Raw genomic sequence first — 19,840 nt, 5'->3', positions numbered from 1 at the left:
TTACGCCTTCTCGATGTTGACTAAGAACGCTTTAAACTCAGGCGTTTGCGAGTTGGCGTCACCGACTCCCGGCGTCAGTGTGTTGGTGATAAAGCCTTTTTGGGCGGCACCTTCAAAACCCCAGTGGATCGGGAGCCCGACCGTTTCGACCGGCTTACCGTCCACCACCAGTGTCTGAAGGCGCGGTGTGACCACCGCCACCGCGCGGATAAAGCCGCGTTTACTGCTGACTCTCACTTTATCGCCGCTGCGGATCCCTTTGGCTGCGCCCAGAGTTTCACTGATTTCCACAAACTGTTCCGGCTGTGCGATAGCATTGAGCCGCGCATGTTTGGTCCAGGTATGGAAGTGTTCGGTCAGGCGATAGGTTGTGCCGACGTACGGGAACTCCGTATGATTTCCGAGACGTTTTTTATCATCCTCAAAGATACGGGCGGCCGGGTTGGAAACGACTTCCGGATGCAGCGGGTTAGTACCAATCGGTGTTTCAAACGGCTCGTAGTGTTCCGGGAACGGCCCTTCCGCCATTTTATCGATGGCAAACAGACGGCCTAAGCCCTCCGGCTGCATGATAAACGGCCCGGCACCCGCTTCCGGCGCAGAGGCATTAAAGTCCGGGATATCGTTACCGACCCATTTTTTGCCGTTCCATTCGATAAGAATGCGGTTCTTATCCCACGGTTTACCCTGCGGATCAGCAGAAGCGCGGTTATAGATCACACGGCGGTTCAGCGGCCATGCCCAGGCCCAGCCGAGGGTGTTACCGATGCCGGACGGGTCACTGTTATCCCGTTTCGCCATCTGGTTGCCCTGTTCCGTCCAGCAGCCGGTGTAGATCCAGCAGGAGGATGCGGTTGAACCGTCATCACGCAGCAGCGCAAAGGAGCTGAGCAGTTCGCCTTTTTTCGCCTGTAAATTGCCGTTGGCATCATACAGATCGTCAAGGGCCACGCCGTTGTTCTCTTTGGCGACTTCGTCGGATTCCGGATTGAACGGCTGCACATAATCCCAGGACATCTTCATCAGCTGATCAACACCCTGACCGCCTTCCTGCTGATACAGCTCGCGCATTTTCCACAGAATACCGGCAAGGATCTGGCCATCGGTACGGGCTTCCCCCGGGGCATCCGCCGCTTTCCAGTGCCACTGTAACCAGCGGCCGGAGTTGGCAATCGAGCCGTCTTCTTCCGCGAAACAGGTGGACGGCAGACGGAACACTTCGGTCTGAATGGATGCGGTATCGACATCATTCATATCGCCGTGGTTCTGCCAGAAACCCGCGGTTTCGGTACTCAGCGGGTCGACGGTTATCAGATATTTCAGTTTGCTCAGGCAACTGACCACTTTGTTTTTGTCCGGGAAGGACGCGACCGGGTTAAAGCCCTGACAGATATAGCCGTTGATTTCGCCTTTGTTCATCATGTCGAAATACTTCAGCACGTCATAAGCCTGATCCCATTTCGGCAGCCAGTCATAGCCCCACTGGTTCTCTTTGGTTGCTTCATCGCCGTAGAAGGATTTCATCAGGCTGACGAAGAACTTCGGATAGTTGCTCCAGTAGTTGACCTGGCCCGGCAGCGTGGCTTTCGGCGTATTGGCTTTCAGATAGCTGTCGATATCGGTCTGTTTCTCAGACGGCAGGGTCAGATAACCCGGCAGGCTGGTGGAGAGCAGACCGAGGTCTGTCAGACCCTGAATATTGGAGTGACCGCGCAGGGCGTTCACGCCGCCGCCTGCCACACCCATGTTGCCGAGCAGCAGCTGGATCATTGCCATGGTACGGATGTTCTGCGCGCCGACGGTATGCTGTGTCCAGCCGAGGGCATACAGGAAGGTTGCCGCACGGTTGGCAGGGCTGGTGGAGGCCAGAATCTCACAGACTTTGAGGAAATCCGCCTGCGACGTACCGCAAATTTTTTCCACCATATCCGGGGTATAACGGCTGACATGCGTTTTCAGCAGATTCCATACACACTGCGGATGTTGCAGGGTGTCGTCACGCAGCGCATAGCCGTCTTCACCGAACTGGTAGTTCCAGGTGGTTTTGTCGTAACGGCGTTTTTCAGCGTTATAGCCGCTGAATAAACCGTCGCTGAAAGCATAATCCTCACGGACCAGTAACGGCGCATTGGTGTAATGGCGCACATACTCGTCGTGGAATTTCCCGTTTTCCATCAGGTACAGGATCACGCCGGAAAGGAACGTAATATCGGTTCCGGAGCGGATCGGGATGTAGTGATCGGCCACAGATGCGGTCCGCGTAAAGCGCGGATCGATAACGATCAGTGTGGCATCATTGTTGTTCTTCGCTTCCATCGCCCAGCGGAATCCGACAGGATGTGCTTCCGCAGCATTCCCGCCCATCACCACAACGACGTTGGCATTTTTGATATCAACCCAGTGGTTGGTCATGGCACCGCGACCAAATGTCGGAGCAAGACTTGCTACCGTTGGTCCGTGTCAGACACGCGCCTGGTTATCGACTGCCAGCATCCCGAGGGAACGGGTAAATTTCTGGGTCAGCATCCCGGTTTCGTTGCTGGCGGCAGAGGCGCAGAGCATCCCGGTGGTCAGCCAGCGGTTTACCGTTGTACCTTCGCTGTTTTTCTCAATGAAGTTGGCATCACGGTCGGCTTTCATCAGACGGGCGATACGCTCAAACGCGTCATCCCAGCTGATGCGCTGCCATTTATCGGAGCCCGGCGCGCGGTACTGCGGATAACGCAGACGGCTTTCACTGTGAATATAATCGAGCAGACCGGCACCTTTCGGGCATAACGCCCCGCGGTTGACCGGATGATCCGGGTCACCTTCGACGTGGAAAATCGCTGATTTGGCATTCATGGCACCATCGCCCATGCTGTAAATCAGTAATCCGCATCCGACGGAGCAGTAGGTACAGGTGTTACGGGTCTCTTTTGAACGGAGTAATTTGTATTCCCGGACGTTGGACATTGCTACTGACGGCATAAAGCCTAACGCAGCGGCAGTTGTTCCGGCGAGACCGCCGGCACAAACCTTAAAGAACTGTCTGCGGCTGAAATTCATCGCATCCTCTTTTTTATTTATTTGTAAAAAATCGTGAGGAGAATATCAGCAAAGGTTGAATTTATATTGCCTGAAATCAATGAAAGTGAACTTTGATGTTTAATAATTATTAATTGGGGGTTTTCGTGTTTTGTAAATAATCACAAAGTAGTAGTAAGGTAAATTTAAATTTGATTCAGATCAATTAAACAAAATACGCAAAAAAAGAAAACAAGAAAATAAATCAAATATATTCCGGCTATCATACACAAATTATATTTGTTAAAAAAACACGTTAAAAATGGCGGATATCCGAATCGTCATTTTTAAAATGGGAAGGGGATTGCCCCATCTGTTTTTTAAACATAATCGAGAATGCCCCCGCGCTGTTGTAACCCAGCTCATACGCCACTTCGGTAATCGATTTTCCGGAGAGAATATGAGACAGCGAGTTCAGCAGGCATGCCTGCTGCCGCCATTCTGAAAATGACATCCCGGTCTGGGTGCGGAAAAAACGGCTGAAAGAGCGCTCGCTTTTGTGCAGCTGTTCCGCCCACTCTCCCGGCTGTGAGGTGATAACCGGTTTGCGCATAAATTCACGGCACAGACGGCCGAGTTTCTCATCACGCGGGATCGGGGCGAAAAACGGCAGCGGGGGCATACGCGCCAGCTCGCAGAGGATCAGCTGCATCAGCACACCGTCACGCCCCTGAATATCATATTCCGCCGGGATATCCACCGCTTCCAGCAGCAGCTGGCGCAGCAGCGGGGAGACACTCACGACCTCACAACTGACGGCGTGACGCGGCTTTGCCGCCGGTTCGATATACAGACTGCGGGTACTGACATTCAGCATCCGGGTTTCATGAGCGACCTGTTCCGGGATCCACACCCCGCAGGAGGGCGGGATCACCCACTCGCCGTCTGCGGTACTGACTTCAATCAGCCCGGTGGCCGGATACAAAAACTGTGCCCGGCGGTGGGCGTGGTATTCCAGCAGGGTATCGGGCAGATAATCAGTGCCGAGCGCAATGACATCCCGCGCGATATTATCCACGCTTTTTAACGGAATATTTCTCATGAGTGCCGCGCTCCGTATCTGACTGAAAATAAAAACCGGCGGGTGTTATATCAGATCCCGCCACCGCAAAACAGGGTTTTTGTGACAATAACAGAAGCCGATGCCACATCTGTATTATTACGGTAACAAATAGAAAACGTTTAGTTAACAGTAACCGGAAACAGGCTGGAATTCAAATGCCGTTGTCTGATTTGCGCATGGCGGCAATATATTAATCCATTACTATTTTGCTGCCGCCATTCTGTTTATACAGATTATCATTATTTCCGGTTATTAAGAGATTACCGGTGGCGTGAAGTTATTTCCGGTCATTTAAAATTAAATAATATTTATTATTTCCTGATGTTTTAAATACCGCACTCTGTTTCTCACCCGGGGTAAATCCATTATGAGTCATCAATCCGGCCACGATAATGAAAAATCCGGCGCTCCCGGCGAAATAAGCCGCCGCCGCTTTATACAGGTCAGTTCTGTATTATCTGCGGTTCCGTTTCTGGCATCGGAAAGTATTGCATCCGTACCGGCCGATCCGGCACATATTCCGGTTCATCAGACCGGTGACGGCGTACGCATTGTACCGACCTGCAGCAGCTTTGACTGCGGCGGGAAATGTGATATCCGCGCTCATATCAAAGACGGAAAAGCTGTCCGCATCTCGACCCGGCCGGATGCGGAACTCAATGAAGAGATGCCGATCATGCGGGCCTGTGTGCGCGGCCGCGGCTACCGGAAATTTATTTATCATCCGGATCGCCTGAAATACCCGATGAAACGGGTCGGTAAGCGTGGTGAGGGACGTTTTGAACGCATCAGCTGGGAAGAAGCGACCAGCCTGATTGCCGCCGAATGGCAGCGCATCAGTGACAAATACGGCCCGGCATCACGGTTTGTCAGTCTGAGTACCGGGGTGACCGGCGGGATTTTTTCCGGTGCCAATATGCTGCGCCGCCTGTTTAACCTGACCGGCGGCTTTCTGGAAAACTATCATTCCGTCAGTAACGGCAACACCATGGCGGCCACGCCCTACACTTACGGCACGGCGGCCAGCGGCAGCACACTCGATACCCTGGAAAATACGCCGCTGGTGATCCTGTGGGGACATAACCCGAACGAAACGATTTTCGGGCACAGTAACCACTATTTCCAGAAAATGAAAAAGAACGGCACCAAATTTATTGTCGTTGATCCGCGCTATTCCGATACCGCCTCTTCGCTGGCGGATCAGTGGATCCCGCTGCTGCCGACCACCGACAACGCCATGATGGATGCGATGATGTATGTCATCGTGACAGAAAATCTCCACGATCAGGCGTTTATTGATAAATACACTCTGGGTTTCCGTGAAGATCAGATGCCGGAAGGTGTGGCGGATAATGAATCGCTGGTGGCGTATCTGACCGGCCGGAAAGACGGCATGGCCAAAACCCCGGAATGGGCGGAGAAAATCACCAAAGTCCCGGCGGACACTATCCGTCAGCTGGCGCGTGAATATGCCACAACCAAACCGGCGGTGCTGATGCAGGGCTGGGGGCCGCAGCGCCATATCTGCGGTGAGCGCAGTGCGCGCGGGGCCACGCTGCTGGCAACCATCACCGGCAATGTCGGTGTGCGCGGCGGCTGGGCAGCGGGTTACGGCATGGCACTGAATCCGGAACTGCGTAAAACCATCGCCGGACCGGCGCTGTTTGATAACCCGGTCAAAGCCAAAATCAACATCACCAATTGGGTGCAGGCGTGCGAAGACAAAACCCTGGTCACGCCGGAGAACGGACTGAAAAATGCAGACAAACTCGGTACCGAAATCAAAATGATGTTCTCGATGGCGGGTAACTACATGACCAACCAGAACACCGATATTCTTCATGCCGCAAGCGTGCTGGCGGATGAATCGAAAGTCGAATTTATCGTCTGCAGTGACCTCTATCTCACCCCGAGTGCGAAATATGCCGATCTGCTGCTGCCGGAAACCAGTTTTCTGGAACGCTGGAATATCGGCGGCACCTGGAGTTACGGCGATTATCTGATCCTGTCTGAAAAAGCCATTGAGCCGGAATTTGAACGCCGTACCGACTATGACTGGCTGTGCGAAGTGGCAGAGAAACTGGGTGTCCGTGATGCTTTCACCGAAGGTCATGAAACAGATCGCGACTGGATAGAGTTTCTCGTCAATGATGCGGCACAGAAGCGCCCGCAAGATAACATTCCAACCTTTGATGAACTGCTGGTCAAACGTCGTCATTTATTAACTCATCGTCCGCATACGCAGAACGTCGCGTTTGAGCAGAATATTCAGGATCCGGAAAACAACCCGTTCCCGACCCCGTCCGGCAAAATCGAGATTTTCTCCAAACGCCTGTATGACATGCACAATCCGGAGATCCCGGCGCTGTCTCATTATGTTCCGGCAACAGAAGGGCCGGAAGACAGTCTGACCGCGAAATACCCGCTACAGCTGATCACCTGGAAAGGGCGCAACCGCGCGAACTCCACCCAGTTTGCCAATCCGTGGCTGCAGGAAGTGCAGCGCCAGGAGCTGTGGATCAACCCGGCGGATGCGGCTGATCGCGGTATCAGTGACGGCGAAAAAGTGAAAGTGCATAACGACCGCGGGATCACCATGATCGCGGTGAAGATCACGCAGCGCATTATGCCGGGCGTGGTGGCATTGCAGGCCGGTGCCTGGTGGCAGCCGGACAGCAACGGCATCGATCAGGGCGGATGTGCCAACGTGCTCACCTCGTCACGCAGTACCGCGCTCGCCCGCGGCAACGCGCACCAGACACTATTAGTTGAGGTGGAAAAAGCATGAGCAAATTCATTGTTTATCCGGCAGTCAGTGACAAACAGTTAGGTTTCTATATTGATTCCGCCCGCTGCTCCGGCTGCAAGGCGTGTCAGGTGGCGTGCAAGGATAAAAATAATCTTGATGTCGGCCGCCGCTTCCGCCGCGTGTATGAAATGACCGGCGGCGGCTACAGCCGCAATAAAAACGGCGCACTGATTAATAACGTGTTCGCCTATACACTTTCCATCTCCTGTAACCACTGCAAAGATCCAATCTGCGTGCGCAATTGCCCGACAACCGCAATGCACAAGCGCGAAGGGGACGGCATTGTCATGGTCAATACCGATAAATGTGTCGGCTGCGGTGCCTGTGCGTGGTCGTGTCCGTATGGCGCACCGCAGATGGATCCTGAAACGAAACAAATGTCGAAATGCGATTTCTGTATTGATCTTCAGCAGAACGGTGAGCAGCCGGTGTGTGTCAGCACCTGTCCGCTCGGGGCGATTCAGTTCGGGCCAATTGAGGAACTGCGGGCGAAATACGGCTCACTCGATTATGTGACCGGACTGCCGGATCCGTCCATCACGCATCCGAATCTGGTGATTAATCCGCACCATGGCGCGAATTTTGATGACATGAACAGTGAGAGAAAAGAACAATGAATGAGTGGTCACTGTTAATTTTCACTTACATGATGAATGCGGCGGCGGGGCTGTGCGTTGTGAGCGGGGTGTTTGCCGTGCATCTCAGCCGCCGCCTCCCGGCAGACAGCTTTAAGCGCTTTATGATGCTGACGATTTTTATTATCTGCGCCATTGCGGGTGCGGGCTCAGTTGCATCAATTACCCACCTCGGCGTGCCGCTCAATGCACCGAATGCGATTAATAATGTGTTCAGTGCCTGGCTCAGCCGTGAAGTGGTGGTCACGGCTGCGTTTGTCGGTGCGCTCGGTGTCAGTTTTCTCTGGCTGTGGAAAACGGGAAAATTCTCTTTCCTGTTATACGGCGGGGCAATGGCTACCGGGCTGGCGGATATTTTTTGTATGGCATCGATTTACCGCTACACCTCGATTCTGACCTGGGATGACATCAACACCTATCTGATGTTTTACGGCACCACGCTGACACTCGGTGCCGTCCTGTTTGTGCTGGTGGTGATGGTGATCCGGAAAGCCGGACACCGGGCCGGGATTACACTGCCTGCTGACGCACTGCCCTTATCACAGCAGTGGCTGCTGTGGAGTGTGATGGCGGCAAGTCTGATCGGGCGTCTGCTGTATCAGCCGTTTTATGCGCATTACCTGACCCGCACGCAGCTGACACACAAATCAATCACCTTTCCGCTGTCACCCATTGAGGCGTATGACAGTATTGCCGGGCTGCGGATTGGTGTCTGGGCAGCGGCGGTGATTGGTGTGGCACTCTGCGGTATCTCTCTGGTGCGGGCCGGGAAAAAAGCACACAGCGGTTTACCGGTCTGCGGCGGGTTTATCGGCGGCTGCCTGCTGACCATCGCGGCAGAGTTTATGCTGCGTTATGTGTTCTATTACATTCACATCTGACGGGGGATGTCATGAGCAGAACAGCTCACTATGCGGCTGCATTTAACGTGCTGGGGATTTGTTATCTGTTCCCGCCGGATGATGACAGTAACCGGGCTGCCATGCGCCTGTTTACCTTACCTGGATTTGCACAGCAGTGGCCGTGTGAGGTGGATGACACACTTTGCCTGCAACTGAGCCGTACGGCGGCATCGGGCACAGAAACGCTGAAATCCGCATGGCAGTCACTGTTTGCCGGGCCGGGGGCGCTGCCCGCACCGCCCTGGGGGTCGGTATATCTGGATGCGGAAGGATTATTGCAGGGGGATTCAACCCTTGCGCTGAGCGCGTTCTTAAAACAGGAGCGGCTGAAACTGAATACCCCGTATCCGGAACCGGCTGACCATATCGGGCTGATTTTATTCCAGGCGGCGGTACTGGCTTCCGAAATGCGGGGGGCGGCGGTGAACACACTGCTCAGTCAGCATCTGATGAACTGGCTGCCGCGTTATGCGCAGCGGCTGGATACACACGGAAACAGCCCGTTTTACTCAGCCCTGACCCGGCTGGCGCTGACCACCGTGCAATCTTTTATAAAAGCATAATATTCACAGTTATAAGGTTTGATTACATTGCCCGTCATCTTATACGCCTCTTTCTCCGGAGGCGTCTTTTTTTATCTGTTGTATTACGTATTTCTTTTTAAGCCGGATTCCCGGTTAGCCGGATGTCACTGTTAATTTATCTTTCTGGTGCTATTATTCTTATGATTTTTAAAATGTAAAATTTATATCATGATAATTGCTTTTAACGGATAAGGAATATTCATAAATGGCATGGAAATATGATGTTGCAACACGGGCATTCTCACTGGACGGTGTACATAAATTTTATGCGGAATACGCTGGTGCGGAAGGGTACAAAAATGATTCTGCTTATGAGTGCAGAGCGAATCAGGGACCGCTGCCGCGCGGAACATACACCATCGGCGCGCCGTTCACCCACAGCACGGCCGGTGCCTATACCCTGAGATTAACGCCGGATGCCGGTAATGATATGTGCGGCCGGGCAGGATTCCTGATCCACGGAGACAGTGTCAGTAATCCCGGGACGGCATCCACCGGTTGTATTGTGCTGATAAAATCCCGCAGAAAAGAAATCGTGGACAGTGGTGATACGGAGCTGATTGTCGAATGAAACTGAAATATTTATCACCGTTGCTGTTAGCGCTGGTCAGTACGCCGTTGTTTGCCGCACCGGATGTTGTCAGTGAATGCAGCAAACCCGGCCGCTCGGTTGACCGGGAAATGCAGATAGTGATGGAGCATACGCTTCACATTGATCTGAAACAGATTGATGAAAGCAAAACCAAAACAGAAATTCTGTCTGCTCAACCGGCCGGGGAATTGCTGATTTCTCAGCTTGCGCAGGAAACCTATGATTCCCTGACAGACAAATCCAAAAGCTCACCGGAATCCTATAAGAAACTGTTTTCCGCTAACCCGGCGTATAACCTGGTTTTACGGATCACGTATGTGAATAAAGAGAATAAGAAGAATATCTTTATCGCCTCCGGACTGGCTGACAAAGAGGAGTGCTCGGTGCACTTTAACGGCTGGCTGACAGAGCAGCGGGAATTCTGAGGCAGTCATAAACAAAAACGCCCGGGCAGATGCCGGGCGTGACGGGTTATGCAGTATTACAGTTTTGAGAAAGCGTAAGCGGCTGCATCAATGGTTTTGCGGATATCTTCGTCACTGTGCGCAACAGACATAAATCCGGCCTCAAAGGCGGATGGTGCCAGGTAAATGCCCTGTTGCAGCATCAGGTGGAAGAACTTCTTAAAGCGCTCAACATCGCAGTTCATCACATCCTGATAGCAGGTGACCGCCGGTGCATCGGTAAAGAACAGGCCGAACATGCCGCCGACATGGTTAACCACAAACGGAATACCGGCTTCACGGGCTTTTTCGCACAGGCCGTCTGCCAGCATATCCGTCAGTTCGGTCAGGCGCTGATGCACACCCGGCTGGGCGATTTCATGTAAGCAGGCAAGACCTGCCGCCATCGCGATCGGATTACCGGACAGGGTTCCTGCCTGATAAACCGGGCCGGTCGGGGCGAGTTTTTCCATGATCTCACCGCGACCACCGAAAGCACCCACCGGCATTCCGCCGCCGATAATTTTACCCAGACAGGTCAGATCCGGCTCAACATCATAATGTGCCTGAGCACCACCCAGCGCGACACGGAAGCCGGTCATCACTTCATCGATAATCAGCAGCGCGCCAAACTCATCACACAGGGCGCGCAGACCCGGCAGGAAGTCCGCTGACGGCGGTATACAGTTCATATTCCCGGCGACAGGTTCGACAATGATACAGGCGATATCGTGCGGATGTTTTTCAAATGCCTCACGGACAGAATTCAGATCATTGTAGGTACAGGTCAGTGTGTGTTTGGCAAAGTCTGCCGGTACACCCGGTGAGTTCGGCTGGCCGATGGTCAGTGCACCGGAACCGGCTTTGACCAGCAGGCAGTCTGCGTGCCCGTGGTAGCAGCCTTCAAATTTGATGATTTTATCGCGGGCGGTATAGCCGCGCGCCAGACGAATCGCACTCATGGTCGCTTCGGTACCGGAGTTTACCATACGCACCATATCCATGGACGGCACCAGTTCGGTAACGAATTTCGCCATTTCCACTTCGTCAGCAGTCGGTGCGCCGAAGCTCAGCCCTTTTTCCACCGCTTTGATGACAGCGGTGCGGATGGCCGGGTGATTATGCCCCAGTACCATCGGCCCCCAGGAGCCGACATAATCGATATAGGCTTTGCCATCGACATCATAAATATAAGCCCCGTTGGCGCGCTCGATAAACAGCGGTGTACCGCCGACACCGTTAAAGGCACGAACCGGTGAGTTCACGCCACCCGGGATAAAATGTTGTGCTTCAGTATAGAGATTTTCAGAACGGCTCATGCAGGACTCCTGTCAGTCGGTGAGCGGGAAATTGCCGCTATTGTAAAGGAGAGCGGCGGTGAATCCAACTTATCGCATTATCCTCATGATAACTATATCCTTATCAATAGTGTGGACACTGTGCTTTCTGTGTGACGAAACTTGAACGATTGCCGGAGGTGGTGGATAATCAGCAGTAGTGTCCGGAAGCGGTCAGCTTCTGCGTGTGTTTACTGGTCGCGGCCAGTCTGGAGTAATAAATGAGCGATGATGCAGCAATGCCCCTGCAATTTACTGATGCGGCAGCTAAAAAAGTAAAAATCTTAATCGCGGATGAAGAAAATCCGAACCTGCGTCTGCGTGTGTATATCACCGGCGGCGGTTGCAGCGGTTTCCAGTATGGCTTCACCTTTGATGATGCCATCAATGACGGCGACATGACTATCGAGAAAGAAGGCGTGGCGCTGGTGGTTGATCCGATGAGCCTGCAATACCTGGTCGGCGGTTGTGTCGATTATACCGAAGGGCTGGAAGGCTCACGGTTTATCGTGACCAACCCGAATGCCAAAACAACCTGTGGCTGCGGTTCTTCTTTCAGTATCTGACGTATCCGCAGATAACAAAAAAACGGGCGCTCGGAAAGCGCCCGTTTTTTTATGCCGATAAGTATTGCTGAAGAAAAATGGGTGATGACCTGTAGCCTGTATCCATAAAGAAAAAGAGGATAATTGTTTATATCCGGCCTTGTGCAGGGAAAATCGGTCACGTAATGTGATTTTATTCCGCGTTGCAGTAAAAACCGGGATCTCCGGCTAAAAAGCGGACACGCAAACAGTGACAGCGTTGCTATATTCCGGGGTAATATCCTTATTATTTGTCAGATAAATTGATGAATTAATAAAATGAAACAAAAAAATATGATTTAACACTTTTCAGTCAGAATACACTTATTATCAGATAAGGTTTAAATTCATGATTTATTAAATATCATGCTCATTTTCACCACGATCACGCAGTAATAAAAGATAACTTATTATTTGATTTATAACGCTTTTTATATTTAAGTCTTTCGGCGGTTATTATGCTCAGTCAGGATTGATAATATCCATCGCTATGTATTATTATTTATAACGCAAGATTGAATTCATCTTGATCCCGCGCAATATGTCTGTATCCCACTGATTTACACTGAACATATAAAAATATTACCTGTTTACATTCATCACGTCTGAAAATATGAAAAATAAATGCGGGGATATACCGGACTATTTTATCTCAGCCTGTGATACCCGCCGGATCGTTTCCGGCCGTGTACGTTAAGGAATCTGCCATGATTTACCCGCTGACAGAACAGACCCCGGTTTTACAACATAATGCGGCATTACAGCGGTATGTCAGACGCTATTCCGCGATTGAAAAACAGACACAGCAGGCCATTGCACAGTACGGACTGCCTTTTGAATCACCCTGCCGGCGTCAGGCCGAAACGGAGGCGCTGCGCCGTGAGGTGAAAGCACTGGGCGCGGTGTTTGCCAATAATGGTAAAAGCATCCACAGCCGCTGGCTGTCATCCGCCTGTGTGCAGTGCCGCACCGGCGAGGGCAGTTACACCACGTTTTTATCCCTGAAATGTCACCGCGACTGCTATTTCTGCTTCAATCCGAATCAGGAAAATTACGACGGTTTTCAGCATGAGATGCGGGATGCTATTGGTGAAGTGAATGCGATTGCCGAAGAGGGCTATCCGCTTACCCATATTGCGCTGACCGGCGGTGAGCCGCTGCTGTTCCGTCAGGAAAGCATCCGTTTTTTTGAGGCGGTACAGGCGAAACTGCCCGGCGTTCATACCCGGCTGTATACCGCCGGTGATCCGCTGGATCGCAATACCGCGCTGGCACTGGCGGCAGCCGGTCTGAAAGAGGTACGTTTCAGTATCAAAATTGATGATCCGGCTGAGAAAATTGAAAAGGTTCTCAGCCGGATAGCGCTGGCGCGGGAGATTTTCCCGGATGTGATGGTGGAAATGCCGGTGATCCCGGGCAGTGAGGAGCAGATGTATGATTTGCTGCTGAAACTGGATGCTATCGGCGTGGACGGCATCAATCTGCTGGAATTCTGTTTCCCGCTGACCAACAGCCCGGCCTATCAGAAACGGGGCTTTGCCCTGAAAAATCCGCCTTATGAAGTCTATTACAACTACTGGTACGCCGGCGGGCTGGCGGTGGCAGACAGTGAACTTGCCTGTTTGCGGGTGCTGAAGTTTGCCCTCGAAAATCAGCTTTCCGTTGGTGTCCATTACTGCTCGCTGGAAAACAAACACACCGGCCAGGTGTATCAGAGCAATGCGTTTCTCAGCACGGAACCGTATTACCTGTTTTCTTCCCGTGATTACTTTTTCAAAAGCGCCAAGGTGTTCGGTGAGGACTGCGCTGCCGTTGCGGCTGCGCTGCGTAAGGCGGATATTCCGTTCCGTGAAGATCTCCTGCACGGTTTTTTACAATTCAATCCTGAATCGATTATGCGCCTGGCAGACATCCCTGAACTGCCTGTTCTGCTGACATCCCACATTGCGGAAGCCGATGAGCAGGGCAATCCCCTGATTAAAGAAGTGCGGGTGGAATTCACCACGCCCGCTGAATTTTCGCCCGACGATATCCACGGAGGTATGTGTGAACAGTGATAACCGGGACCCGGATTATCTGTATGCGCGTCAGTTTGCTTATGACGTCCTGCGCCGTCTGCTGACGGACGAACCGACAGAGGAACTGCTGGTTTATCTGCGTGATGAGGGGCTGTCACTGTTTCCGGCAGATGACGCACTGCCCGCCATGCGCAATGCACTCGACGCCATGCAGGATGATCTGAACACCCGCATGCTTAAACAGGGGGCATCTGATTTTGAGGCGCTGCACTGGGATTTCACGCGCCTGTTTATCGGGCCGGAATCGCCGCCTGCACCGCCGTGGGAGTCGGTTTATGTCTCCCGCGACAAACTGCTGTTTCAGGAAAGTACTCTGAATGTGAAAACCTTTTATCAGCAGAACGGTTTTCATCTGCCGGAAACGGAGTATGAGGCGGCGGATCACATCGGCTATGAGCTTGATTTTCTCTGGAAGCTGAGTGAACAGGCGTCACAGGCGCTTGACCACGAACAGGTGATGTGTGAGCGCATCACTGCGCCGCTGGCGGTTTCTTCTGACTTTATGCAGGCACATCTGCTGGCGTTTATCACGCCGTTTTGCCGTGAGCTGAATAATCACGCGGAAACCGCATTTTACCGGCAACTCAGCACACTTCTGGAAGTCTTTGTCCGGAGTGATTATAAAAAAATCAATGAATTAATAAACTTACAATAATAATTTAAAAACCTGATGATGAGGTAAGAGCAATGTCAGACAGACAGAAAACCGGCGTAACCCGCCGTTCATTTCTGAAATGGACGTCGGCGGCATCCGCTATGGCGGCACTGCCGTTAAGCAGACAACTTCACGCGGCCACCCCGGCACCGGCACCAACCACCCCGGCGGCAGCCTCTGCCGCGAAAGGGCAGTGGAAACCTGTCGCCTGCTGGCATAACTGCGGCGGGCGCTGTGTTAACAAAGCACTGGTGGCCGATGGTGTGGTGGTCAGACAAAAAACCGATGATGTGGTGGCGGATTCCCCGGATTTCCCGCAGCAGCGCGGGTGTCTGCGCGGCCGTTCCCAGCGTAAACAGGTGTTCGGGGCCGATCGCCTGAAATACCCGATGAAACGTAAAAACTGGGCACCGGGCGGCGGGGACAAAACGCTGCGCGGACGTGACCAGTGGGTGCGTATCAGCTGGGATGAGGCGCTGGATATTGTGGCCTCCGAAACCAAACGTATCACCGGACAATACGGCAATGAGTCTCTCTGGGTCACCGGCGGCAACGGCACGGATTTCCAGAGTGTGTTCTCCGCCGCCGGGGGCTTTACCGGCGACTGGGGCACCACCTCCTGGGGCGCGTGGTTTGAAACCCCGGCCCATCTGGGGCTGCTGGAGGGATTCTATACCTTCGGCACCAATGATCGTTTTGATATGCGTAACTCACAGCTGATTGTGATGTGGGGTGCGAACCCGGCGTGGTCCAGCCCGGGCAGCCCGACTTATAACTATTATCAGGCGAAAAAAGCCGGGGCGCGTTTTATCAGTATCGACCCGAGCTATACCGCCACCGCAGAGCTGATGGATGCGGACTGGTATCCGATCAATCCGGGGACAGACCATGCGCTTGCTCTGGGGATCATGCATGCGCTGCTGGAGATGGACAGCCCGGAAAATCCGCTGATCGACTGGGAATTCCTGCGCCGCTGCACCGTCGGTTTTGATGAGAGCAATATGCCGTCAGGGGCGGATCCGAAGAAAAACTTCAAGGATTATCTGCTTGGTACTTACACCGGCAAACCGACTACCCCGGAATGGGCGGCGGATATCTGTGGTATTTCCGCATCGGACATCCGCTCACTGGCGCGTCAGATCGGCGGCACACAGCGCGTGGCGCTGTTAACCGGCTGGGCACCGGCGCGTATTCATAATGGTGAGGGATGGGTTCAGGCATTCTCAACACTCGGGTTTATGACCGGCCATATGGGCCGCCCGGGCCGCATGACCGGTGCCTGCTGTCACTATGCCGCCGGGAACAACGGTACCCGTCTGGTGATGGCCGGGGCGAACGGCTTACCGGCAGTGAAAAACCCGGTCAGTCTGAAAATCAACCACAATGAACTGAACCGCGCCCTGCTGGAGAAAAAATTCCGTCAGCGCGGTGTCGGGGATGTGGATGCCAATATTCAGATGATTTTTCATCCGTTTAACGCCACCTTACAAACCCGCGCCAACATTATGCAGGGAATCGAGGCTTACCGCAGCGGCGTGGAATTTATCGCAACCGCAGCGTATGTCCCGCATACCTGTGCAAAATATTCCGATGTGATCCTGCCGGTGACAACCGAGTGGGAGCGCGAGGGTACCATTCTTAACCCGAGTAACCGTGAAGTCATCATTGCTGCGGTGAATGTGACTCAGCCGCTGTATGAAGCGAAAAGCGACCAGTGGATCGCCAAAGAGCTGGGTAAACGCCTGGGTGTCAATGTGGATGAGATCTTCCCGATCTCCGAAAAACAGCAGTTCTTCAATAAACTCAACGGTGCAACCATTATTACTGAGGATGGTGTCACCAAATCGCCGCTGTTTACCATCACTCAGGCGGATATTGATGAGTGGCAGGTAACCGGCACGCCGCAGGAAGGGCGCATCACCCTGAATGAATTCCTGACCAAAGGGAAGTATCAGGTGGAGCGCACCCCGGATGATAATTACGGCTATATCGCGTATGAGGACTTTATCCGCGATCCGGCAGCGAATCCGCGCCCGACGCCGAGCGGTAAGTTTGAAATCTACTGCGAAACCCTGGTGGAGAAAGCGAAAGAATGCGGCTGGACAGAATTACCGCCGATCGCCGAATACATCCCGTCAGCCAGTGGTTATGAAGCCAGCTTTAAGGATTTCAGCAAAAAAGAGAAAGGGAATTATCCGTTCCAGGTTTATAACCCGCACTATCTGCGCCGTTCACACAGTACCCTTGATAACGTGCCGTGGCTGCGCGAGCAGTGGCCGAGCCCGATCTACATTAATGCCTCCGATGCCAGACGTCTGGATATTAAACAGGGCGAAACCGTCCTTGTGACCAGCCCGCAGGGCAAAATTCTGCGTCCGGCACTGGTGACCCAGACCATGAAACCGGGGGTGGTTGCACTGCCGCACGGCAGCTGGACCAATGTGGATGAAACCACCGGGATTGATATGGCCGGGGCGGATAACACCCTGACCATTCAGGTACCGACCGGACTGGGCACCTCCGGGTGGAACACGATGCTGTGTAATATCGAAAAATGGCACGGTGAGCAATTAACTGACGATGCGCGTCTGCCGCAGCGGATTATCGGATAAGGGGCACAGACATGGATAACCAAGTTGGATTTTATATAAATGTCGCCGCCTGCATCGGGTGCAAAACCTGTGTTGTGGCGTGCAAGGATAAGAACGATCTCGAGGTCGGGCGTAATTTCCGCCGGGTGTATGATATCGAGGCCGGGGAATATCCTCGCCCGCGCCGCTGGCATCTCTCCATTGCCTGCAACCATTGTGACGATCCGCAGTGCGTCAGCCATTGCCCGACAACCGCGATGCATAAGCGGGAAGAGGACGGGGTGGTGCTGGTGGATCATGATAAGTGTGTGGGCTGCCGCTACTGTACCTGGGCCTGTCCGTATGAAGCACCGCAGTTTGATCCGGCGATCGGCATGATGACCAAGTGTGATACCTGTCTGGATCTGCGGGAGCAGGGCGGCAATCCGATGTGTGTGGATTCCTGTCCGATGCGCGCCATTGAGTTCGGCCTGATCAGCGAACTGCGCAAAAAATACGGCACCAATGCCGATATCGGCGGCCTGCCGAGCTCATCCATTACCCGGCCGAACCTGGTTGTCGGCACCAAAGGATAAGGAGAATGATCATGCATGAACTGCCTCTTGTTATATTCACCTTATTTATGCAGGCTTCGGTCGGCTGTCTGGTGATCACGTTACTTTGTTATTTCCGTCTGTTCGGCTGTACGGATGCCCGCACTGCGATGAAATGGGTGCGTGTTCCGCTGGTTGCTTCTTTCCTGCTGGGCTGTGTCGGATTACTCGGCTCCCTGTTCCATATGGGGAATCCGTTCCATATGTTTTACACCATGCTGCACGTCTCGACCTCATGGATGAGCCGTGAAGTCTGGGCGACCGCGATTTATATGGCGCTGCTGTTCTTCAGTGTCGCGCTGCTGCTGTTAAAACAGAAGGTGAACGGTTTCCTGCTGCTGTTAAGTGCGGCGGCCGGGCTGGTGTATATGTATGCCATGTCCGCACTGTATGCGAATACCCTGTTTAACCTGTGGGGCGGGCTGTTTACCTATGCCGGATTCTTCGGTACGGTGCTGCTGACCGGCGGGATGATCGCAGGTCTGCTGCTGGTGACGGCACTGGGCTTTGCCCGTGAGGATGTGCTGATTCAGCGTGTGGTGAAGATTTCCCTCGCCGCCGGTGTGACCGGACTGCTGCTGATGCTGCTGGGCGCATTATCACTGCTCGGCAATATCGGTGAGCCAATCTACGCCGGGATGACTCCGCGTGTTATGCCGGAAGGGCTGCTGAACCTGAATATCATCCGTGTGGTGCTGATCGGGCTGGGGATGTTCTTTGCCGGTCGTCTGCTGTGTCAGAAAAATGCACAGGTCACTCACGGCACACTGATGATGGCTCTGGCTGCCATCTGTGTATTTGCCGGTGAAGCGGTCGGGCGTGTGGTGTTCTTTTCACTCGGCGCGTAATGCGTTGTACGAAACAAAAATCCGGACGCTTTCACGTCCGGATTTTTTTATCAGCGGGTCAGAATGACATCCCCTAAGATATTGTCTTTCAGCAGGCCGCCGTTTTTCGCCTGGAACAACACAAAATCAATATCACGCGCCTGATAGCGCTCACGCAGAATGGTGGTGATCTCTTTGATCCCCTTACCCTGCAATAATCCGTCAATCATCATTGCCAGCAGCAGAGACTGATCGCTGTAGGTCAGCGGATTAAGTGATCCCATGACCCGGTTGAGATAGTGATCGAAGACCGGCAGCGGGTTTTCCGGGTGTTCACGGTTTAGCTTAATCTGCACATCGATCACGGTATTAAAATCAAGACCGTAATGCGCAATCCGGTCACGCAGATCATTCACATAGCGATCAACATCATCGGAATAGAGCCTGCTGATGGTGCCGCTGAATGTAAACAGTGTCATGCCGTTCAGGCGCTGCAAAATATACAGGGCAATATAAAGATTGTAGCGTGACGGGATCAGCAGGCAGTTATCAATCCACCAGACCAGCACATGATGCGGGCTGATGCTGTCATCAATATATTTGACCGGCGGATAGATTATGATGTCGGTATCCGTTAATTCACCGAGATGTGTCTGGATCAGATTATCCACCTGACGCCACTCCAGCCCGCCGCTGCCGCAGCCGAGTGCCGGAATAGCCACGGATTTCAGTCCCTGCTTTTTAATCAGGGCTTTCAGTTCGCGCAGACCATTTTCGATAAATTCATAACCGGAAGGGGAATCCCATTGATTCCGGGTCGGGAAGTTAATAATTATGCGGCCGTGTTCATCCGTTACTGATAACTGACCGGCACTTATTTTATTTTCTTTGCATAAGGCTTCATAGGCGCGTGCATTTACCGGATAATCCAGTTTGAACTGATAGGCAATTCCTTTTCCCATAATGCCCTGACAATTAACGGCATTTACTAACGCCTGAGCGTCAGATCTCAGTAAATCACCTTTGAGGTATTTAATCATCGTTACAGTCCGTTTCTTTATTCAGTCTGTGACATTGTCGC

At 52.9% G+C, this 19,840-nt stretch carries 16 protein-coding genes; 12 read left to right on the top strand and 4 right to left on the bottom strand.

Annotated features, from left to right (window positions below; all coding sequences use genetic code 11):
* Entirely contained in the window at positions 1–3,048 is a 3,048-nt protein-coding gene (fdnG, locus tag U868_RS0115040) for a formate dehydrogenase-N subunit alpha (RefSeq protein WP_162817242.1), read from the bottom strand.
* A 274-nt stretch (positions 3,049–3,322) separates the two neighbouring features.
* Complete coding sequence (locus U868_RS0115030) at positions 3,323–4,108, bottom strand: AraC family transcriptional regulator (protein ID WP_025154011.1); 786 nt, start codon at positions 4,106–4,108, stop codon at positions 3,323–3,325.
* A gap of 388 nt (positions 4,109–4,496) precedes the next feature.
* On the opposite strand from U868_RS0115030, the gene U868_RS0115020 reads away from it, so the two are divergent.
* The 6 genes from U868_RS0115020 (at position 4,497) to U868_RS25995 (ending at position 10,076) form a co-directional block, all read left to right on the top strand.
* Positions 4,497–6,917: a DMSO/selenate family reductase complex A subunit gene (locus tag U868_RS0115020; RefSeq protein WP_025154010.1), complete on the top strand. Its 2,421-nt coding sequence runs from the start codon at positions 4,497–4,499 to the stop codon at positions 6,915–6,917.
* Entirely contained in the window at positions 6,914–7,555 is a 642-nt protein-coding gene (locus U868_RS0115015) for a DMSO/selenate family reductase complex B subunit (protein WP_025154009.1), read from the top strand. The genes U868_RS0115020 and U868_RS0115015 overlap by 4 nt, the downstream gene beginning before the upstream one ends.
* A complete protein-coding gene (locus U868_RS0115010; protein ID WP_025154008.1) occupies positions 7,552–8,454 on the top strand; it encodes a dimethyl sulfoxide reductase anchor subunit family protein in 903 nt (300 codons plus the stop codon). The genes U868_RS0115015 and U868_RS0115010 overlap by 4 nt, the downstream gene beginning before the upstream one ends.
* Before the next feature lie 11 nt (positions 8,455–8,465).
* Positions 8,466–9,038, top strand: coding sequence for a Tat proofreading chaperone DmsD (gene dmsD / locus U868_RS0115005; RefSeq protein ID WP_025154007.1), 573 nt, complete (start codon positions 8,466–8,468; stop codon positions 9,036–9,038).
* A 226-nt stretch (positions 9,039–9,264) separates the two neighbouring features.
* Positions 9,265–9,630: a tlde1 domain-containing protein gene (locus tag U868_RS0115000; RefSeq protein WP_025154006.1), complete on the top strand. Its 366-nt coding sequence runs from the start codon at positions 9,265–9,267 to the stop codon at positions 9,628–9,630.
* Positions 9,627–10,076: a hypothetical protein gene (locus U868_RS25995; RefSeq protein WP_240182726.1), complete on the top strand. Its 450-nt coding sequence runs from the start codon at positions 9,627–9,629 to the stop codon at positions 10,074–10,076. Before U868_RS0115000 ends, U868_RS25995 begins: the two co-directional genes overlap by 4 nt.
* 56 nt (positions 10,077–10,132) lie before the next feature.
* On the opposite strand, the gene hemL is transcribed toward U868_RS25995, so the two are convergent.
* Positions 10,133–11,413: a glutamate-1-semialdehyde 2,1-aminomutase gene (gene hemL / locus U868_RS0114990; RefSeq protein WP_025154004.1), complete on the bottom strand. Its 1,281-nt coding sequence runs from the start codon at positions 11,411–11,413 to the stop codon at positions 10,133–10,135.
* 239 nt (positions 11,414–11,652) lie between these two features.
* Here hemL and erpA point away from each other — a divergent pair, with 239 nt between their 5' ends.
* From erpA to U868_RS0114960, 6 genes are all read left to right on the top strand, one after another.
* A complete protein-coding gene (gene erpA, locus U868_RS0114985; RefSeq protein WP_025154003.1) occupies positions 11,653–11,997 on the top strand; it encodes an iron-sulfur cluster insertion protein ErpA in 345 nt (114 codons plus the stop codon).
* Positions 11,998–12,722: 725 nt separating this feature from the next.
* Positions 12,723–14,072: a radical SAM protein gene (locus U868_RS0114980; protein WP_025154002.1), complete on the top strand. Its 1,350-nt coding sequence runs from the start codon at positions 12,723–12,725 to the stop codon at positions 14,070–14,072.
* Entirely contained in the window at positions 14,062–14,748 is a 687-nt protein-coding gene (locus U868_RS0114975) for a TorD/DmsD family molecular chaperone (protein ID WP_025154001.1), read from the top strand. Before U868_RS0114980 ends, U868_RS0114975 begins: the two co-directional genes overlap by 11 nt.
* Positions 14,749–14,780: 32 nt before the next feature.
* Positions 14,781–17,360, top strand: coding sequence for a molybdopterin-dependent oxidoreductase (locus U868_RS0114970; RefSeq protein ID WP_025154000.1), 2,580 nt, complete (start codon positions 14,781–14,783; stop codon positions 17,358–17,360).
* 11 nt (positions 17,361–17,371) lie between these two features.
* On the top strand, positions 17,372–17,914 hold the full coding sequence (locus U868_RS0114965) for a DMSO/selenate family reductase complex B subunit (RefSeq protein ID WP_004235968.1): 543 nt from the start codon (positions 17,372–17,374) through the stop codon (positions 17,912–17,914).
* Positions 17,915–17,925: 11 nt separating this feature from the next.
* A complete protein-coding gene (locus U868_RS0114960) occupies positions 17,926–18,780 on the top strand; it encodes a dimethyl sulfoxide reductase anchor subunit family protein (RefSeq protein WP_025153999.1) in 855 nt (284 codons plus the stop codon).
* Between the two features lie 50 nt (positions 18,781–18,830).
* Here U868_RS0114960 and U868_RS0114955 read toward each other — a convergent pair whose 3' ends face one another.
* Positions 18,831–19,799 (bottom strand): macro domain-containing protein, encoded by a 969-nt coding sequence (locus U868_RS0114955; protein WP_025153998.1) that lies wholly within the window; start codon positions 19,797–19,799, stop codon positions 18,831–18,833.
* Between the last annotated feature and the right edge of the window lie 41 nt (positions 19,800–19,840).

This window comes from Morganella morganii H1r (genome assembly GCF_000633515.1).
GTDB lineage: Bacteria > Pseudomonadota > Gammaproteobacteria > Enterobacterales > Enterobacteriaceae > Morganella > Morganella morganii_B.
This window is presented reverse-complemented; position numbering and strand designations above follow the sequence as displayed.